This is a genomic window from Pandoraea vervacti (assembly GCF_000934605.2).
Classification (GTDB): domain Bacteria; phylum Pseudomonadota; class Gammaproteobacteria; order Burkholderiales; family Burkholderiaceae; genus Pandoraea; species Pandoraea vervacti.
Map to the genome: position 1 here is coordinate 2,685,220 of NZ_CP010897.2, position 16,356 is coordinate 2,701,575.

A 16,356-nucleotide genomic window follows, 5' to 3' on the forward strand; every position below is an offset into this window, starting at 1 on the left:
GTCGTGTCAGTCCGGATTCGGTGAAAGTACGGGCGCCCGATCGGCAAAGTAAATGCCGTGCGGCGACCGGTTCACGGCAATGGTGTCGACCAGCTTGCGCGCAGGCAGGTCGATCACGCCAACGTGGCGTGCAAACCGGAACGTCACCCAAAGATAGCGTTTATCTGCGGACAATTCCATATCGTCCGGTCCCGGCATCAGGCCGGTGATGTCGGCCACCTTGGTGAGCGTTTCGTAATCGATGATGCTGATGGTGCTCTCGACCCGGTTGCTCACGGCAATGTGACGGCCGTCGGAGAGCGAGCGGAAGTTGTGGGCGCCGCGCCCGGTCTGGATGCGCTTGACGACTTTCTGGGTGCGCCAGTCCACGACGGCCACATCGTCCTCGCCGGTCATGCCCACGAGCAGGTACTTGTCGCCCGGCGTCATCCACAGGCCAGCCGGGGTCTTGCCGACCGGCATGCGCCATTTCACGGTCTGCGTCGGCAGGTCGATGGCCACCACTTCGCCCGAATCCTGCAACGTCACGAAGACCGTCTTGCTGTCGGACGAGAACGTCATGTGGCTCGGTGTCTTGGCCAGGGGAATCCGCTTGGCAACCGTGACGTTTTCGCCGTCGTAGTGATAAAGATCGACACGATCGAGACGCAGCGCCGCCGTGACGAACCACTTGCGATCGGGTGAAAAGCCGAGTTGGTACGGATCGTCGATATCGGCCACCTGGCGTTGGAACTTGCCGGTGGTCGGGTCGAGGAACATCAGGCTGTTCGAGACCGAGTTGGCGACAATCAGCGAACGCTTGTCAGGCGTGATCATGAGGTGATGCGGCTCTTTGCCCGTGGGCATCGTGCCGACGACCTTATGCGAGGCCTGATCGATGAGGGAGAGTTGCGCGGCGCCGGAGTCGAGCACGATCACCGTGCCGGCGTGGGCGGACGAAACGGTCAGCGCAAGCGTGGCGGCAACCAGCATCGAGAACGTCGCCGCGGCGCGCAAACGACTGGCCAGCCAGGAAAGCTTCGGGGGCTTGGAAGAAAACACCATGAATGCCTAGGGTAGGGCGAAAAACGGTGACGTTTGCCGGTCAGCCATGCCGATGCACACTATCGGTTACCAAATGGGTGACTAACTTAACGTCGATTCTCACGTTAAACGCGCCAGACATCCCGTCCGTTGACAAGAAAATGGGACGAAATCCCAAGCGAGTGCCGTCAGATCAGGGCGACGGGAGGTCCGCGGCGGTCGCGCCGTCCCAGTGCGCCAGCAACTGCAAGGCCTCGCGGGTCCAGTCGAGCCAGCCCTGTTCGTAACGTACGCCCAGTCGGAGGATGTGTCGTTGCAGCGCGGCTTCCCGGCTGAGCGGCGGGGCGGTTCCGCCTGACGGAAAATCGCGCGCCTCGATGGCCCGATACGCCGCCAGTTTTTGCGCATGCAGCGCGGCGCGACGCGCCAGTTCGGGTTGCAGACCCAGCGGGCCGATGGCGGCGTCCGCCCGCAGGCGGACCATGAGGTCGTCGCGCAGATCGGACGGCTCGGTCCGTGTGCCGGCCCAGCTCAGCAGTTCGTCACGCCCGGCGTCGCGCACCCGGTAGACGCGCTTGCGGGTTCGCCCGCCATCGGGCGCCGCCATCGAATCGATCCATCCGGCCGCCTCCATGCGGGCCAGCTCACGGTAGATCTGCTGATGCGTGGCACGCCAGAAAAAGCCGATGGACTTGTCGAACCGGCGCGCGAGGTCGTACCCCGACGAGGGTTTTTCCAGCAAAGAGGTCATCAGGGCGTGAGCAAGCGGCATGCCCGGTAGTCTAGGGACTCTAATCTCACTATGCAACTTGTTGCATAGTCACTCGGGCGCTTAGAATCGTCGTCAAACTATGCAACCGGTTGCATAACCGGCGATTGCGAGACTGCCCGCAGCCTTCAACCCCCACCTCCCAAGGCGCTACGCCGGACGACGAGAGAGAGACAAAACGATGAGCGGCTATCCCCACCTGATGCGGCCCCTGGATCTGGGCTTTACGACATTGCGCAACCGTGTGCTGATGGGATCGATGCACGTCGGTCTGGAAGAGGCTCGCAACGGCTTCGCCCGAATGGCCGAGTTCTATGCCGAGCGGGCGCGAGGCGGTGTGGCGTTGATAGTGACGGGCGGCATTGCACCGAACGACGCCGGACGTCCCTACGCGGGCGGCGCGAAGCTCAGCACCGAAGACGAAGCGGACAAACACCGTGTCGTGACCGAAGCGGTACATGCGGCCGGCGGCAAGATCGCCATGCAGATCCTGCACTTCGGGCGCTATGCCTACCATCCCGATCTCGTCGCCCCCAGCGCCTTGCAGGCGCCGATCACGCCAGCCAAACCGCGTGAACTGACGAGCGACGAGGTCGAGGCGACCATCGACGACTTCGCGAGCTGCGCCGCGCTCGCGCGGCGTGCCGGGTACGACGGCGTCGAAATCATGGGCTCCGAGGGGTACCTGATCAACGAGTTCATCGCGGCTCGCACCAACCATCGCACCGATGCGTGGGGCGGAAGTTTCGAGCGCCGGATCCGCTTTCCGATCGAGATCGTGCGACGCGTGCGCGAGCGGGTGGGGCGCGAATTCATCATCATCTACCGCCTGTCGATGCTCGATCTGGTCGAAGGGGGATCCACGTTCGACGAAGTGGTGCAACTCGCGCGCGCGGTCGAAGCCGCGGGCGCCACCCTGATCAATACCGGCATCGGCTGGCATGAGGCACGTATTCCGACAATTGCCACGAGCGTGCCGCGCGCCGCCTTTGCGTGGGTGACCGGCAAGCTCAAAGGGCATGTCGGCATTCCGCTGATTACGACGAACCGCATCAATGTGCCGGACGTCGCTGAGCGGATTCTTGCCCGCGGCGAGGCGGACATGGTGTCGATGGCGCGCCCGCTGCTGGCCGATCCGGCGTTCGTGAACAAGGCAGCCACCGATCGCGCCGAGACCATCAACACCTGTATCGGGTGCAACCAGGCGTGTCTCGATCACACCTTCAGCGGCAAGATCACGTCGTGTCTGGTCAACCCCCTGGCGTGTCACGAGACGGAGTTGCGCATCGAGCCGACCGGGCGCCGGCGGCGTATCGCGGTGGTCGGGGCTGGGCCCGCCGGGTTGGCCGCCGCGAGCGTCGCGGCCCGCCGAGGGCATGACGTCACGCTGATCGAGGCCGACGCGCAGATCGGCGGCCAGTTCAATATGGCCAAGCGGATTCCCGGCAAGGAAGAGTTCTTCGAAACGTTGCGCTATTTCCGGCACGAACTGGACGCGAGCGGCGTCAAGGTCCGGCTGAACACGCGTGCCACCGTGGACTCGCTCGTCGAGGGCGGCTACGACGACGTCGTGCTGGCGACCGGTGTCGTGCCGCGCACGCCCGCGATCGAGGGGATCGATCATCCAAAGGTGCTCAGCTATATCGATGTGCTCCGCGACGATGCGACGGTCGGCCAGACCGTTGCCGTGATCGGGGCGGGCGGCATCGGCTTCGACGTCGCCGAGTTCCTGACGCAAGCCGGTGAGAGCGCCACGCTCGTGCCGGAGAAGTTCTATGCCGAGTGGGGCATCGACCCGTCCTATGCGCATGCCGGCGGATTGCGCCCCCCTGCGCCGCAGACATCGCCGCGCAAGGTCTACCTGATGCAGCGCAAGACGTCGAAAGTCGGCGACGGGCTGGGCAAGACCACGGGATGGATTCATCGAACTTCACTCAAACACCGTGGCGTAGAGATGATTCCCGGTGTGACGTATCGCCGTATCGACGATGAAGGCTTGCACGTCACCATCGACGACACGCCTCACGTCCTATCCGTTGATAACGTAGTTTTGTGCACGGGACAGGAGCCAATGCGGGAATTGGCTGATGGTGTGCGTGCTGCGGGTGTGCGTGTCCATGTCATTGGCGGGGCCGATGTGGCGGCGGAACTCGATGCAAAGCGGGCGATCCGGCAGGGAACGGAGCTGGCGATCGACCTATAACTTTAGAGAGCCACGCGGGGCGCGGCATACCGTTGTGAGAGAATGAGGCCTCGTGAATCCCGCTGATTGAAGGCGGTTTCACGATGCCAAGCGTACGTGCCAAGTGCCGGGCACGACGTTTCCGCGGCACGCTGCGGATGCCACCGTTACGGTGCGCCGTCACGGTGTCTTCGCAGCGGCCTCAGTGGGAACCTGTACCGTGTGGCCGACGGTGTCATCGTCAATGAAGCGCAAGTTACTCTCGGCCGGTTCGTTCACCGGTCGTCTCCGGTTACAGAACCTCGCCGTTGTCTCCGCTGTCGTCATCCTTTGTAGTGGCCTGCTTGTCTTGGCCTGGGGAACTTACCGCCAGGCCAGCGACGCCGAGCTCGCCCTCGAAGCGTTGCGCGCCACGCTGCTGGCGATGGAGAAAGCGTCTGCTGAACGCGGGCCGGCCAATGCCGTGCTCGGCGCAGACCTCCCGCTGCCCGACGCCTCGGTCATCGCGTTGCGTAACGCGCGCGATGCGACCAATGCGCGTCTTCAGGCATTGCTCACCGTGCTCTCGTCCGACCGATGCGGTCAATGCGCGAGCAGTCTGCGTGCCGTCGAACGGGCACGACTCGACCTCGCGGCGGCAAGCGCCAATGTCGACCTGCTGGTGCAGCGTCCACGCGAGATGCGTAGCGACGCGGCCGTGCGAGACGCTGTCGAGCGTATGGTCCGCGTCATCGCCGATTTCACGCCGGTCGCGTCGTCGCGCATCGATGTCGTCTCGCGTGGCGCGCCAGACGCACTTCACTACATCATCCTCGCCCGATTGGCTGCCGATCTTCGCGAGCACGCAGGACAACTCGGCTCGCACTTCACCGCCGCGCTCACCACCCGGCAAATGCTCAACGAAGCGGATCAGCGCACCATTGAGCGCACGCTCGGGCGCATCGACCAGCTTCGCGACATGATCGTTTCCCGGGTGACGGACCCGCCGGAACTCGGCCCCGGCACGCTCAACGCCCTGAATTCGCAGTACTTCGGGGCAGGGCTGCATTACGTGGCGACGGTGCGTACCTTGGCCGCCCAGCCACGCCCGCCCTCGATGACGACGGCCGAGTTCGCCGCCCACTATGTGCCGACGATGCGCGCGATCACCGACCTGCGCGACAGCATGCTCGCGCGCGCGAAGCACAACGTCGAGGCGCGGCGCACCAACGCACTGCGGCTATTGATCCTGACGGCGGTGGCCGAGGTCATCCTCGTGTTGGTGATCGTGGTTGTCCTGCGGAACTTCCGGCGCACGGTGGTGCTTCCCTTCGAGGCGGCCACCCGCTTTGTCGACTCGCTCGCGCAGGGCAATCTCGATGCCACTGTGCCCGGCGAAGGCTTGCCGTTAAAGCGCCCTCAGGTCAGCGCGGTGTTCGATGCCCTGCGCGTATTGCGCCTCAACGCCGTCGAACTGGTGCAACTGCGGCGCGAACGCGCGAGATTGTTGGGCGAGCTGGAGATGACCGCAGACACCGACACGCTGACCGGACTGATGAATTGGCGGGCGTTTGCGCGTCAGGCGCAGACGTTATGCGCCGCGGCAGCGCCGGGCCGGGTCACGCTGATCAAGTTCGATATCGACAACTTCACCCAGATCAACGCCGCGTGGGGTCACAGCGTGGGCGACGACGTGCTGAGTCGTGTGGGCGCGGTATGCCTGAACACGACGCAGCCGGGAGACGTCGTGGCGCGCTTGGGCGCGGATGCCTTCGTGGTGCTGGCGCGCGTGCTGGACGAGTCGCGGGCACGCCAATTTGCCGAACTGCTGCGCGGACGCATCGAAGCCACGGCCCTGAAGCTCCCCAACGGCGAGGTGCTGCCGCTCACGGCGAGCTTCGGGATTGCGATGGCGGACCCCACGACGTTCGACGCCGAGGGGGCGCCAACCGGCGAGCCGCCAAATCTCTCGTCGCTACTGAGTCAGGCCGAGCGCCAATTGCATGCCGCCCGGCAAGCCCGGCGTCATGCGATCGACTAGTGATCGGGTAATGATCGACAAATGCTCGAGTGGGCCGCTGTGGCAAGCAGGTCAGGGCGCGTGGGCATCACACGCCCTGCATCGCTCGCGTTGATGCCCGACACTCATGCCCAGCGAGGCGTTGCCGTACCCAGCGCCATGGCGGGCAGGGCCCAATCGACCGGCGTGCCGACGATCGACATCGGCGTTGCGACACGCCGCACCGGTCCCCACGACGTATCTTCGATGCGCGACGACAGGTCCGCAGGTGCCTCTCCGGCCAGTGGTGAGGGGCCATCGACCGACGAGCGATGCGTCGCCAGCAAGCCGGCGGTGCTCGCGAGCGACGCACGAATCGTCGTGCCTGCGCCGCGTGTCTGACGCAGTGCCAGCGCATGGACCGCCGCTGCCGCCATGAGATATCCCGTCGCGTAATCGATGCCTTGTCCGGGTAGCGGCACCGGTCGCTGAGCGCCGGCGGCACGCATGCCGGCATCGGCGATCCCGGCACTCATTTGCACCAGGCTGTCGAAGCCGCGCCGGGCATGCCAGGGGCCTTGCCAGCCATAGGCGTCGAGCGAGACGTCGATAAGCGCCGGGTTGAGTTCACGACGGCGCGCGGCGCCGAATCCTAAACGTTCCAGTGCATCGGGGCGATAGCCGTGGACGACGATGTCCGCATCGCGAAGCAAATCCTCCAGCACGGCTCGCCCGTTTGCCTGCTTCAGATCGAGTCGGGCGCACCGTTTGCCTTGCACGACCTCGGGCACCGTGCCGACTTCGTCCCAGTCCGGTGGATCGATGCGTAGCACCTGTGCGCCGAAGCCCGCGAGAAAGCGCGTGGCCGTCGGCCCAGCGAGGATACGGGTCAGATCGAGCACGCGAATGCCGCTCAGCGGCCGCTCGCGCATCGGTTGCCACTGACGTGCGCGGGGGGTATCGGCGACATCGAAGGTCTCCCATTGCAGCAGCGGCGCGGCCGCGACGGCCATGCCTTGCGGATGCTCGCGCCATTGCGCCAGCGTGCGCATGGCGGCAGCGCATCCTCCCTGAGCGACGATCGCGCTCTCCAGCGCGTCGGCTTTCCACGTCGTCACGGCGCGCGCCACGTCCTCACGCTTTGCCTCGACGCCGAGCACGGCCAGTGCTGCCGCGCGATGGTGCGCGGCGTTCGTGTGCAACCGGATCCAGCCATCCTCGGTTCGATAGTCGCCGGCGATCGGGTCCCACATGGGAGGCGACGACCAGCCCTGAGCCCGCAACGATGTTTGAAACCAGAACGACGCCAACCGTCGGTCGACGTTCACGCGAGGCATTGCGGCACGCGCGTTCAAGCCGTAGTCGCCTGCCGCACCGGCCGCGAGTCCAGCCACGGCCAGCGTTGCCGTCGCAATGGCCGACGTGGCGAAGTCGGTGTAAGGAAATGCGCATGGCAACGCGCCTTCGCCGCTGATCGTGAGAGTGATCTCAGGGCCGCCATCGCTGATGTCGCCAGCGCTGCCGGTGACGGCACGTCGCATTGCGCAGAGATAGGCCGCAACGAAGCCCGTATCCTCAGCGAGCGGGATGACAGTGCCGGGGAGGGAGACTGAGGCGGATGCAGAAACAGAAGCGGCGTCGGATGCAGAGCAATGCATGGGAAGTCCTCGAACGATTCGATACGTGGCGTCGCAGTGAGTCGCGATGCAAGACTGCCGGCGCATTGAAGCTTAAGCCCATGGATTTTATTGTCAATATTGATTAACTTAATCAATCTGTTGGCGTCTCATTCCCTCATTCCGTATTCGTCGGGGACTCGACCATGAACTATTTCACCGCGGCGCAAGCGGCCGAACGTCTCGGCGTGTCGCGCCAGACGCTTTACGCGTACGTAAGCCGAGGGCTATTGCATGCGGAGCCGGGCAAGACGCATCGCGAGCGTCGCTACCGTGCGGCTGACGTCGAGCGCCTTGCGGCGCAGCGCACGCGCGGGCGCAAACCTAAAGAGGTGGCCAAGGCTGCGCTCGATTGGGGGACGCCGGTGCTGGAGTCCTTGTATCTTCGTCTTCGTGATGGTTAGCTACCGTCACATGAGGTGAAGTGAGCATGTTTGGAGCCTGAAGGCTTGGACCTTGCTGTGGAGATAATGCCCTTCGCCTCGCCCTCACCAGCACAGACACTGAACGGTAGCCAAGGGCGTGGACCCTGTATGTACAAGGCAAGTGGGTGAGTTGGTATTGATTCCTCGATTAAGGATCAAATTGATGTTCTACCTCGGTATTGATGTTGCCAAAGCCAAGCTGGATTGCTGCCTGCTGGACATGACAAACGGCAAGCGTAGTACGAAGGTTGTTGCCAATAGCCGCGCCGGCCTAACCGATCTGTTGGGCTGGTTGGGCAAGAGACACACCGAGCCGAGCCACGTACATGTCGCGCTCGAAGGTACCGGCGTCTATCACGAGATGGCCGCGTGTGGCCTGCACGATGCCGGGCTCTCCGTGTCTGTCGTTAATCCTGCGCAGGTGCGTGCTTTTGCGACCGGAATGGGCGTGCGCACGAAGAACGACATTGTAGACAGCCACGTGTTAGCGCGCTTTGCGATGCACGCACGGCCAATGCGCTGGAGTCCTCCAGCGCCCGAGGCTCGCATACTTCAAGCACTGATGGCGCGCCGTGAAGCGCTTGCACAAGATCTTCAGCGTGAGCGCAACCGGCATGAGAAAGCGGAAATCACGGCTCCAACGGCGCTAGTCCTGCATTCGATTCTCGAGACGATCGAGTTTTTGGAGCGCCATTTAGCCAGCCTGCAACGCGAGATCGATGATCACATTGCTGCCCATCCGGGCCTTAAAGCAAACTTGATGTTGCTGCAAAGTATCCCGGCAGTTGGCCCTCAGGTAGGCCGCACGCTGCTTGCCATCATGCACGCGCGCCACTTCGATTCTGCAGAACAACTTGCGGCGTATCTCGGCCTGGTGCCGGTGCAGAGGCAGTCGGGATCGTCGATCCAGGGCCCTTCACGTTTATCGAAGGCCGGGCCGCCCAAGGTACGGGCAACTCTCTACATGGCGGCCGTCGTCGCTAAACGCTATAACCCCCACATCAAGGCATTGTGTGAACGCTTGGCAGCGCGTGGCAAATCCACCATGTCTATACTCGGCGCTGCAATGCGTAAGCTTGTGCATCTGTGTTTCGGCGTTCTGAAGACACGACAGCCTTATCGGGCGAACTACGTCGCAATCGCTTGACGGGCAAGACGGTATCTCCATCACGCTGATCGAGGACGGTCGCTGCTACTACCGCGGGCGCGATGCGCTGACGATGGCGCAAACGGCATCGGTGGAGGCGACGGCGGCGTGGCTGTGGCAATGCGACGAGGCGCAAGCCTTTGCCTGTGGCGACACGAGCGAGATCACGCGAACGCTCGCGGCCGACTGGCCGGTCATGCTGCTCGAGCGCTATCGAGATCGTCGCGCAGAAGCGGCGCTGCTCCCCACGTTTACCGTCGTGAGCGACGATGCGCCCACGGCGATCTGGCAACGCGATCCGTTGCGCGTCGCACAGGGCAGCGCCGTGTTGCTGCGGCAGATGACGGCATGCTTGTTGGGCACGCTGCCGAGCGCTGCGCCAATTCACGAGCAATGTGCCAACGCCTGGGGTGTGAACGACGCCGAGGGGGCCGACCTGATCCGAATGGCATTGGTGCTGTGCGCCGACCACGAACTGAACGCGTCGAGTTTCACGGCACGTTGCGTGGCATCCACGGGCGCGAGTCTGCGCGCGGCGATCATTGCAGGGCTGTCGGCCCTGACCGGCGGACGCCACGGCGGCACGACGGCCCGCAACGAAGCGATGTGGGACGAACTCGGCGACATCGACACCGCGAACCGCATGCGCGAACGTCTTGCGCGTGGCGAGAAACTGCCCGGCTTTGGCCACCACCTGTACCCGGCGGGGGACGTGCGGGCCAGCGCCATGCTCGCTCGCGTGCTGCCTGCTCATCCGGCGTGGCAGACCATGATCGACGCGGCCGATGCTCTGATCGGCCAGCGCCCGTCACTCGACTTCGCGCTGGTGGCGGTGCGGCGTCACTTGGGCTTGCCAGTGGGCGCCGCGTTCGGGCTCTTCGCGCTTGGGCGCACCATCGGCTGGATCGCACACGCCAGAGAGCAGCGCGAGAGTACGCAACTAATACGTCCTCGTGCAGCCTACGTGGGCGTGCGACCAGCGTGAGCCGTTGCGACAGCACCTGCTGAGCGCGCTGTCGTCGACCGCGCCATCGCCCCCGCTTATGGCTTGCCAGGGCTTGTTATGGCTTCGCACGACGTCCGAACACGGCACGATCGCCCACCCATACGAGCGCCATCGTCGCGCCCATCAGCGGGAAGACGCAGCCCAGCGCGATCATGCCGAGCGTCCAGCCGCGCATCGGCGGGCGCGATGCGGGGCGCGACGGTGCGCCCAGCGCGCGCGCCGGGCGCCGCATCCACCACATGACGAAGCCGGTCGCCGCCATTGCGAACAAGCCCGTCGAAATCAACGCGCAAAGCCATTGATTCGCGCGGCCGAAGTAGCGGCCCATGTGCAACGAGGTTCCGTAGGAGACTGCCTGCGCGATCGCGCCATAGGCGTTGTAGTCGATGTCGCGCAGCACCTTGCCGCTGTACTGATCGATGTGGATCGTGCGCTCGGCCTTCGGATCGGCGGGGAAGTACGACACCGTGTAGACACCGTCCGGCCGCTTGGGCGCCACGAGGCTGTAGCCGGTCTGAACCCCCAGACGCGACGCAATCGCCATCACCGCATCGACCGGCAGCGCCCCTTTCGCGCGCAGACCGGCGGGCGTCAGACCGGCGTCGCGCCCGGCGCCATGTCCGGTGTGCCCTGCATGCGCGTCGGTGTTGCCGGAGGCGCTGGGCATGTCGTTCGCGCCATGGGCTGTGCGGGGCATTCCTTGCATCCCCGGCATCGCCGTCGCCGTGTCAGCGGCGGTGGGCGGCATCGTGCGGGGCATCGAGCGCGGCACGGTCGTATTGCCTACGGCCCAGGGAATTTGGGCGATGGGCAGGTCGTCCATTTTCATTGGCTTGGACGGAACCTGCGAGCGCACCGGCGCTTCGCCCCAGACGCCCGGCGGCGAGCCCATGCCGATCCTTGACGTCAGCACCTTGAACTGTGCGCCCCAGGAGCCGGACCAGGGCAGACCCGTCAGTACGAACGCCAGTCCGCCCGCCGCAAGCCACAGTCCGGCAACGCCGTGCAGATTGCGCAAGAGCGCGCGTCCGCGCAATTGCAGACGCGGGCGCAACGCATTGGCCCACGTTGCTCCGGCACGCGGCCACCAGAGCGCGAGGCCCGTGACCAGCATCACCAGCGTCCAGCAACCGGCCAGTTCCATGAGCAGTTCGCCGGGCTTGCCCAGCATGAGCGAGCGATGGAGCGCCCGCACTTGCGCCATGAGCCGATGCTCGACGCTCAACGTACCGAGGACTGCGCCCGTGTAAGGGTTGACATACACGCTTTCCCGCTCGCCACCCGGCAAGCGGAAAATGAATTCGGCACTGCGCGCCGGATCGCGATTCACCTCGACGGAACTGATCCGTGAGCCAACGGGTAGCGTCGCCGCTGCGCGTTCCATCAATGCTTGCTCGCTGATTCGCGGCGCGCCGGTCGCTACGACGGCCAGCCGGTCCTGATACAGCCACGATTCGATTTGCGGCTGGAAGACGTAAAGGGTGCCGGTGATGGCCAGCACCATGAGCCACGGCATGACGAACAAACCTGCGTAGAAATGCCAACGCCAGAGCGTGCGGTACTGGCCGGCGGCGGATGCGGATTGTGCCTCACGCGTATGCGGTGTCTGTGTGTAGGGGATCTGCATATTGCGACGATTCCGTCTCGTGTCGCCACGCGGTGGCAGCGACGCATGCAAGCCACGGATGCGACGATCCGTCGGGCGTACACGCGAACAGGGAAACGACGCCGTCACCGGGCGGGACGAGGCATCGGACTGAGTGCGAGATCAGGAAAGAGCAGGCGGCGCGCGGGCCGGCGGCGTGCGGGCGGGATCGGTGTGGGACGCAACGCGATCGGCAAGCGGTCCCGCGCGCGCAATCCAGGCGACCGGCACCGCGCCGGTCAGCGCCGGCATGACGAGGGGAGGATGGTTGGCAAGCAGCGAGCAGTAGCCGCACAGGTCGCTCTGGCTATCGTGCGCGCCATGCGACATCGGCGACGCGTGGTTCCCGTCGGTGTGCATGGCGTGCACGGCATCGCTGCCGTGCGCTTGCCCCGATGCCGTCGTCACGGCGGACAGCGGGCGGGCATCGCCGTCGACGGCACAGAACGCTACGTCCAGCATGCGCGCGGCTTCCGTGCGATGCGCGGCGAGCATCTGACTGACCATCGGCATGCAAACGGCGAGCCACATGGCCGCGAGGCCAAGCCATGCGCTCAGGCGTTTGCGTGCGTTGGATGTCATGCGTGTGGACAAGAGGCGATTCCTATGGAAGCCGAAATGCTATCACGCGGCCTGTCAGAGCATGCCCGCTGTCAGCGCCTTGAGGGTCGCGGCGGCCCGCGTCGAGCAGTCCAGTTTGCGGAAGATGCTCTCGACATGGGTGCGCACGGTGCTCGGGCTGAGCGCCAATGCGCGTGCGGTTTCCTTGTTGCTCAGGCCTGCGCTGATTTGACGCAGCACGTCGAGCTCGCGCGGCGACAGGAGCGCGCTTGCACCGGCGCCGCTCGAGCGCGGGCGCACCGTCTGGCCTTGCGCTGTCGCTACGACGGCCGTCACGACATCGGCGTCGAACTTACCCGCGTGCGCGTCGTGCGTGAGGGTGTCGGCGGCTTCGTCGAACGGCATCGCGTCGCGCCACGGACGCGGTGCGAGCAATGCTTCAAACGCAACCGACGTCGCGAGCACGCGCTGCGGCGTGGTCAAGGCCGGGCCCGAGACGCCGCGAAAGTATCCGCTGCCGTCGAGCCGCTCATAGGCATACGACGCCAGCTCCGCCGTCTGGCGCAATCCTTCGATCTGCCGGGCTGCCCGCGAACTCCAGTACGGCACGAGGCGGACCTTTTCCCACTGGTCGGCGGACAGTTTGCCCTCCGTCTCCCAGAGCCGGTTCGGCAGTGCCGCGCGGCCAATGCCATGCAGCAGCGCCGCCGCATGCAATTGCGTCTGCACGTCGGTGTCCAGCCCGAGGCTGCGTGCCGTGCGAGCGGCCAGATCGGCCGTGCGACGGGAGAAGCCTGCGAGCCAGGGCAGTTTGAGCTCGGTGACATCGGCGAGCAGCGAGAGGGGGACGTCGGCGTGGCGCCCGACAGGCGCCAGTTGCCAGTCGCCCGTATCGGGGGACGCGGATTCGAGCGCGTCCAGCCAGTGTCCGGCATGGTGCAGGGCGGTGTCGACCAGCCGTGCGGGGTACTTGGCGTCCGCCTGACTGCGCAGGAAGGCGAAGGCGCTATCGCGGCCGTGCGCCTGGGCAAGGATTTCCAGGTCGCTCGCAACGTTCACGAAGAACACTGTCGCGGGAATCGCGTCGCCGGCGTGCGCGGCAGGCATGCCTTTGCCGTCGAAGCGCTCGAACACATTGCGCAATGCATCGACGACGGCCGACGGCATCCCCAGCGTGGCGGCGACGTCGCCCGACACTTCGCAGTGAATCAGGGCCAACGGCACGATGAACGATTGGGTGTGTGCGGAGAGCGCCGGCAAGGTCTGGGCCATCATTGCTTCGCGCGCAGCGACGTCGTCGCCGAGCAGTTCCGCAAAGCCCCCGGCGTTGGCGGTGCATCCCGACCAGCGAAGCAAGGCCGTGGCGCGGGCGTGATTCTGCGCATCGAGATCGGCGCCGCACGCCTGGGCGAGCCACCCGGCAAGGCAGGCGGCGCGACGTGAGTGATCCGTCGAGCGACCCATGCTGAGATCGCCAATGAAAGCGAGCGCAAGAATCGCGTCGGTGAGGTCGGCGGTGCTCGAAGGCGTGTTAAGGGCGCGGGACAAAGGCGTGGCCGTCAGTAGAGCAGAAGGGGCATGAAGCACATGCAGGGCATGAGCGGCATCGAAGGTAACGAAAGTGGGCCACTGTCGACCGACGTCGTCATCAAGAGACAGTCGCGGGTCGGTCGATCGTCCGATACCGCAGCACGCGCCGGACGACGACACTGGCAACCAGTCGAGTCAGGCAGCCAAACCGCCGAGCGACACCCTTCGGACTTACCCCGCAAACCTTGCTAATCGAGCATCAAGGAGATTTTCATGAACCGCCATTCTACCCTCGCCGCCATCCTGTTGAGCACCGGTCTTCTGGGCGCTGCCGCCGCGCAGGGCGCATTTGCGGCAACTGCGGCAACTGCCGACGCCGCGCCGTCCGTCGTGATCGTACACGGCGCTTTCGCCGACGGCTCGGACTGGGCCAAGGTTGTCGGGCTGCTTCAGGACAAGGGCGTCAAGGTCACCGCCGTGCAGAACCCGCTCGATTCGCTCGCGGGCGACGTTGCCGCCGCCACGCGCGCCATCGACAACCAGCCCGGCAAGGTCGTGCTTGTGGGCCACTCGTGGGGCGGCGCCGTCATCACCGAAGCCGGCAAGGACGACAAGGTGGCAAGCCTCGTGTACGTCGCGGCCTTCGCGCCGGACGCCGGCCAGTCGGTCGAATCGCTCTCGAAGGATCTGCCCAAGGCTCCCGGCATCGACCATATCGTGGCGGACGCGAGCGGCTGGCTCAGCCTGCCGCCGGCCGACGTCGCCCAGTACTTCGCGCAGGACGTGCCCGCCAGGCAAGCCCGTGTGATGGCCGCCACTCAAGGCCCGATCAAGGGCGCCGCGTTCGCCGACACGCTGAGCGTCGCGTCCTGGCGTCAGAAGCCGTCGTGGTTCGTCGTGAGTCAGAACGACCGCATGATCAACCCGCAAGCGCAGCGCATCATGGCTCGCACGATCGGCGCAAAGGTCACTGAGTTGCCCACGAGCCACGTGCCGCAGCAGTCGCGTCCGGCCGACGTGGCGAAGGTGATTCTCGACGCCGTGGCCAGCGTGAAGTGACACGGTGCAGGGCGACACTGCGCAATCGCTAGCCAAGGCAGTGAAGGCAAGGGCGACAGCGTTGTCGAACGCTGTCGCCCTTGTCATATCCGGCGAGCCGCAGCCACCTGCGGCGCGGATTTTTGAATCCGTATGTGTCACTTGTCTCGACGGATACATTCGGACATAAACGGCTTCGATCCGACAGATATAACGGTGGGCAAGCGCTCAACCCGTGATCCGTCAGCCATGGAAGCCCGGCGGGACACGGACGGCGTAACCCTCGGCGCCATCGCTCACCGGTGCGCCGGTATATCACTCAGAGAGGTCATAGGTCATGTCGGATCCGGTCAATCTTCGCCGTCGTCGTCTTCTTGGCACCACGCTCGCAGGCGTAACCCTCGCCGAAATCGGTTTGTCGCAACTGGCAAATGCGACCAGCGCGGCCACCCCGGCATCCGTCGGCGCACATACGTCGTTCGAAGCGCTTCGACAGATCGAGGCCGGCGATCTGAACGTCGGGTATGCCGAGACCGGTCCGAAGCACGGCAAGGCCGTGATCCTGCTCCACGGCTGGCCGTACGACATCTACAGCTACGTTGACGTGGCGCCGCTGCTGGCGTCAGCCGGTTATCGCGTGATCGTGCCTTATCTGCGCGGTTACGGCACGACGCGTCTGCTCTCGGCCAATGCGCCGCGCAACGGCCAGCAGGCCGTGGTGGCCGCCGACGTCATCGCACTGATGGACGCCCTGAAGATCGATCAGGCGATTCTCGGCGGCTACGACTGGGGGGCACGCACGGCGAACATCGTCGCCGCCCTGTGGCCCGAGCGCGTGAAGGCGATGGTGTCGGTGAGCGGCTATCTCATCGGCAGTCAGGCAGGCAATGCCGCGCCGTTGCCGCCGCAGGCCGAGCTGCAATGGTGGTACCAGTTCTACTTCGCGACCGAGCGCGGCGCGAAGGGCTACGCCGCGAACACCGACGCGTTCAACAAGCTCATCTGGCAACTGGCGTCGCCGAAGTGGCAGTTCGACGACGCAACGTACGCCCGCTCGGCCGCCGCTTTTCATAACCCGGATCACGTGGACATCGTGATTCACAACTACCGCTGGCGTCTCGGGCTCGCGCAGGGCGAGGCGCGCTTCGACGCGCTGGAGAAACGTCTGGCGGCAGGTCCGACGATTGGCGTGCCGACGATCACGATGGAAGGCGACGCGAATGGCGCGCCGCATCCCGCACCGGCGGCCTACGCCAAAAAGTTCACCGGCAAATATCAGCATCGCGACATTGGCGGCGGCATCGGCCATAACCTGCCGCAGGAAGCGCCGAAGGCGTTTGCCGACGCCATCCTGGAAGTTGTCTCGCTGTAGTTTG

At 65.2% G+C, this 16,356-nt stretch carries 11 protein-coding genes and 2 pseudogenes; 7 read left to right on the plus strand and 6 right to left on the minus strand.

Annotated features, from left to right (window positions below; all coding sequences use genetic code 11):
- Positions 1–6: 6 nt before the first annotated feature.
- The gene (locus tag UC34_RS11980) at positions 7–972 is read right to left on the minus strand and encodes a YVTN family beta-propeller repeat protein (protein ID WP_044458067.1); all 966 of its coding nucleotides are present in this window, start codon (positions 970–972) and stop codon (positions 7–9) included.
- A gap of 244 nt (positions 973–1,216) precedes the next feature.
- Positions 1,217–1,795, minus strand: coding sequence for a PadR family transcriptional regulator (locus UC34_RS11985; protein ID WP_044455729.1), 579 nt, complete (start codon positions 1,793–1,795; stop codon positions 1,217–1,219).
- Positions 1,796–1,973: 178 nt separating this feature from the next.
- Here UC34_RS11985 and UC34_RS11990 point away from each other — a divergent pair, with 178 nt between their 5' ends.
- Together UC34_RS11990 and UC34_RS11995 are read left to right on the plus strand one after the other, a co-directional pair.
- Positions 1,974–3,995 (plus strand): NADPH-dependent 2,4-dienoyl-CoA reductase, encoded by a 2,022-nt coding sequence (locus UC34_RS11990; protein WP_044455730.1) that lies wholly within the window; start codon positions 1,974–1,976, stop codon positions 3,993–3,995.
- A gap of 223 nt (positions 3,996–4,218) precedes the next feature.
- Complete coding sequence (locus tag UC34_RS11995; protein ID WP_052811007.1) at positions 4,219–5,994, plus strand: GGDEF domain-containing protein; 1,776 nt, start codon at positions 4,219–4,221, stop codon at positions 5,992–5,994.
- Between the two features lie 104 nt (positions 5,995–6,098).
- Here the strand turns inward: UC34_RS11995 and UC34_RS12000 are convergent, their stop codons facing one another.
- Complete coding sequence (locus UC34_RS12000) at positions 6,099–7,493, minus strand: CoA transferase (RefSeq protein ID WP_044455731.1); 1,395 nt, start codon at positions 7,491–7,493, stop codon at positions 6,099–6,101.
- Between the two features lie 281 nt (positions 7,494–7,774).
- Here UC34_RS12000 and UC34_RS12005 point away from each other — a divergent pair.
- From UC34_RS12005 to UC34_RS12015, 3 genes and pseudogenes are all read left to right on the plus strand, one after another.
- Positions 7,775–8,005, plus strand: a pseudogene (locus tag UC34_RS12005) (helix-turn-helix domain-containing protein); the annotation flags it as partial.
- A gap of 211 nt (positions 8,006–8,216) precedes the next feature.
- Positions 8,217–9,200, plus strand: a complete 984-nt coding sequence (locus UC34_RS12010; RefSeq protein ID WP_039396791.1) for an IS110 family transposase — start codon at positions 8,217–8,219, stop codon at positions 9,198–9,200.
- A 16-nt stretch (positions 9,201–9,216) separates the two neighbouring features.
- Positions 9,217–10,185, plus strand: a pseudogene (locus UC34_RS12015) (citrate synthase); the annotation flags it as partial.
- 76 nt (positions 10,186–10,261) lie between these two features.
- On the opposite strand, the gene UC34_RS12020 reads toward UC34_RS12015, so the two are convergent.
- The 3 genes from UC34_RS12020 to UC34_RS12030 form a co-directional block, all read right to left on the minus strand.
- Entirely contained in the window at positions 10,262–11,833 is a 1,572-nt protein-coding gene (locus UC34_RS12020) for a PepSY-associated TM helix domain-containing protein (RefSeq protein WP_052811009.1), read from the minus strand.
- Between the two features lie 141 nt (positions 11,834–11,974).
- Positions 11,975–12,445, minus strand: coding sequence for a DUF2946 domain-containing protein (locus UC34_RS12025; protein WP_157123166.1), 471 nt, complete (start codon positions 12,443–12,445; stop codon positions 11,975–11,977).
- Positions 12,446–12,487: 42 nt separating this feature from the next.
- Positions 12,488–13,876, minus strand: coding sequence for an HD domain-containing phosphohydrolase (locus tag UC34_RS12030; protein WP_084071005.1), 1,389 nt, complete (start codon positions 13,874–13,876; stop codon positions 12,488–12,490).
- 339 nt (positions 13,877–14,215) lie between these two features.
- On the opposite strand from UC34_RS12030, the gene UC34_RS12035 reads away from it, so the two are divergent.
- Both UC34_RS12035 and UC34_RS12040 read left to right on the plus strand, forming a co-directional pair.
- Entirely contained in the window at positions 14,216–15,001 is a 786-nt protein-coding gene (locus UC34_RS12035; protein ID WP_044455735.1) for an alpha/beta fold hydrolase, read from the plus strand.
- Positions 15,002–15,317: 316 nt separating this feature from the next.
- The gene (locus tag UC34_RS12040; protein WP_044455736.1) at positions 15,318–16,352 is read left to right on the plus strand and encodes an alpha/beta fold hydrolase; all 1,035 of its coding nucleotides are present in this window, start codon (positions 15,318–15,320) and stop codon (positions 16,350–16,352) included.
- The last annotated feature ends 4 nt before the right edge of the window (positions 16,353–16,356 follow it).

Bases quoted from the DNA above. Each gene is read 5' to 3' on its own strand.
- UC34_RS11980 (WP_044458067.1), bottom strand. From the start codon at position 972: ATGCTGGTTGCCGCCACGCTTGCGCTGACCGTTTCGTCCGCCCACGCC.
- UC34_RS12035 (WP_044455735.1), top strand. From the start codon at position 14,216: ATGAACCGCCATTCTACCCTCGCCGCCATCCTGTTGAGCACCGGTCTT.
- UC34_RS11990 (WP_044455730.1), top strand. From the start codon at position 1,974: ATGAGCGGCTATCCCCACCTGATGCGGCCCCTGGATCTGGGCTTTACG.
- UC34_RS11985 (WP_044455729.1), bottom strand. From the start codon at position 1,795: ATGCCGCTTGCTCACGCCCTGATGACCTCTTTGCTGGAAAAACCCTCG.
- UC34_RS12040 (WP_044455736.1), top strand. From the start codon at position 15,318: ATGTCGGATCCGGTCAATCTTCGCCGTCGTCGTCTTCTTGGCACCACG.
- UC34_RS12000 (WP_044455731.1), bottom strand. From the start codon at position 7,493: ATGCGACGTGCCGTCACCGGCAGCGCTGGCGACATCAGCGATGGCGGC.
- UC34_RS12010 (WP_039396791.1), top strand. From the start codon at position 8,217: ATGTTCTACCTCGGTATTGATGTTGCCAAAGCCAAGCTGGATTGCTGC.
- UC34_RS11995 (WP_052811007.1), top strand. From the start codon at position 4,219: ATGAAGCGCAAGTTACTCTCGGCCGGTTCGTTCACCGGTCGTCTCCGG.
- UC34_RS12030 (WP_084071005.1), bottom strand. From the start codon at position 13,876: ATGGGTCGCTCGACGGATCACTCACGTCGCGCCGCCTGCCTTGCCGGG.
- UC34_RS12020 (WP_052811009.1), bottom strand. From the start codon at position 11,833: ATGCAGATCCCCTACACACAGACACCGCATACGCGTGAGGCACAATCC.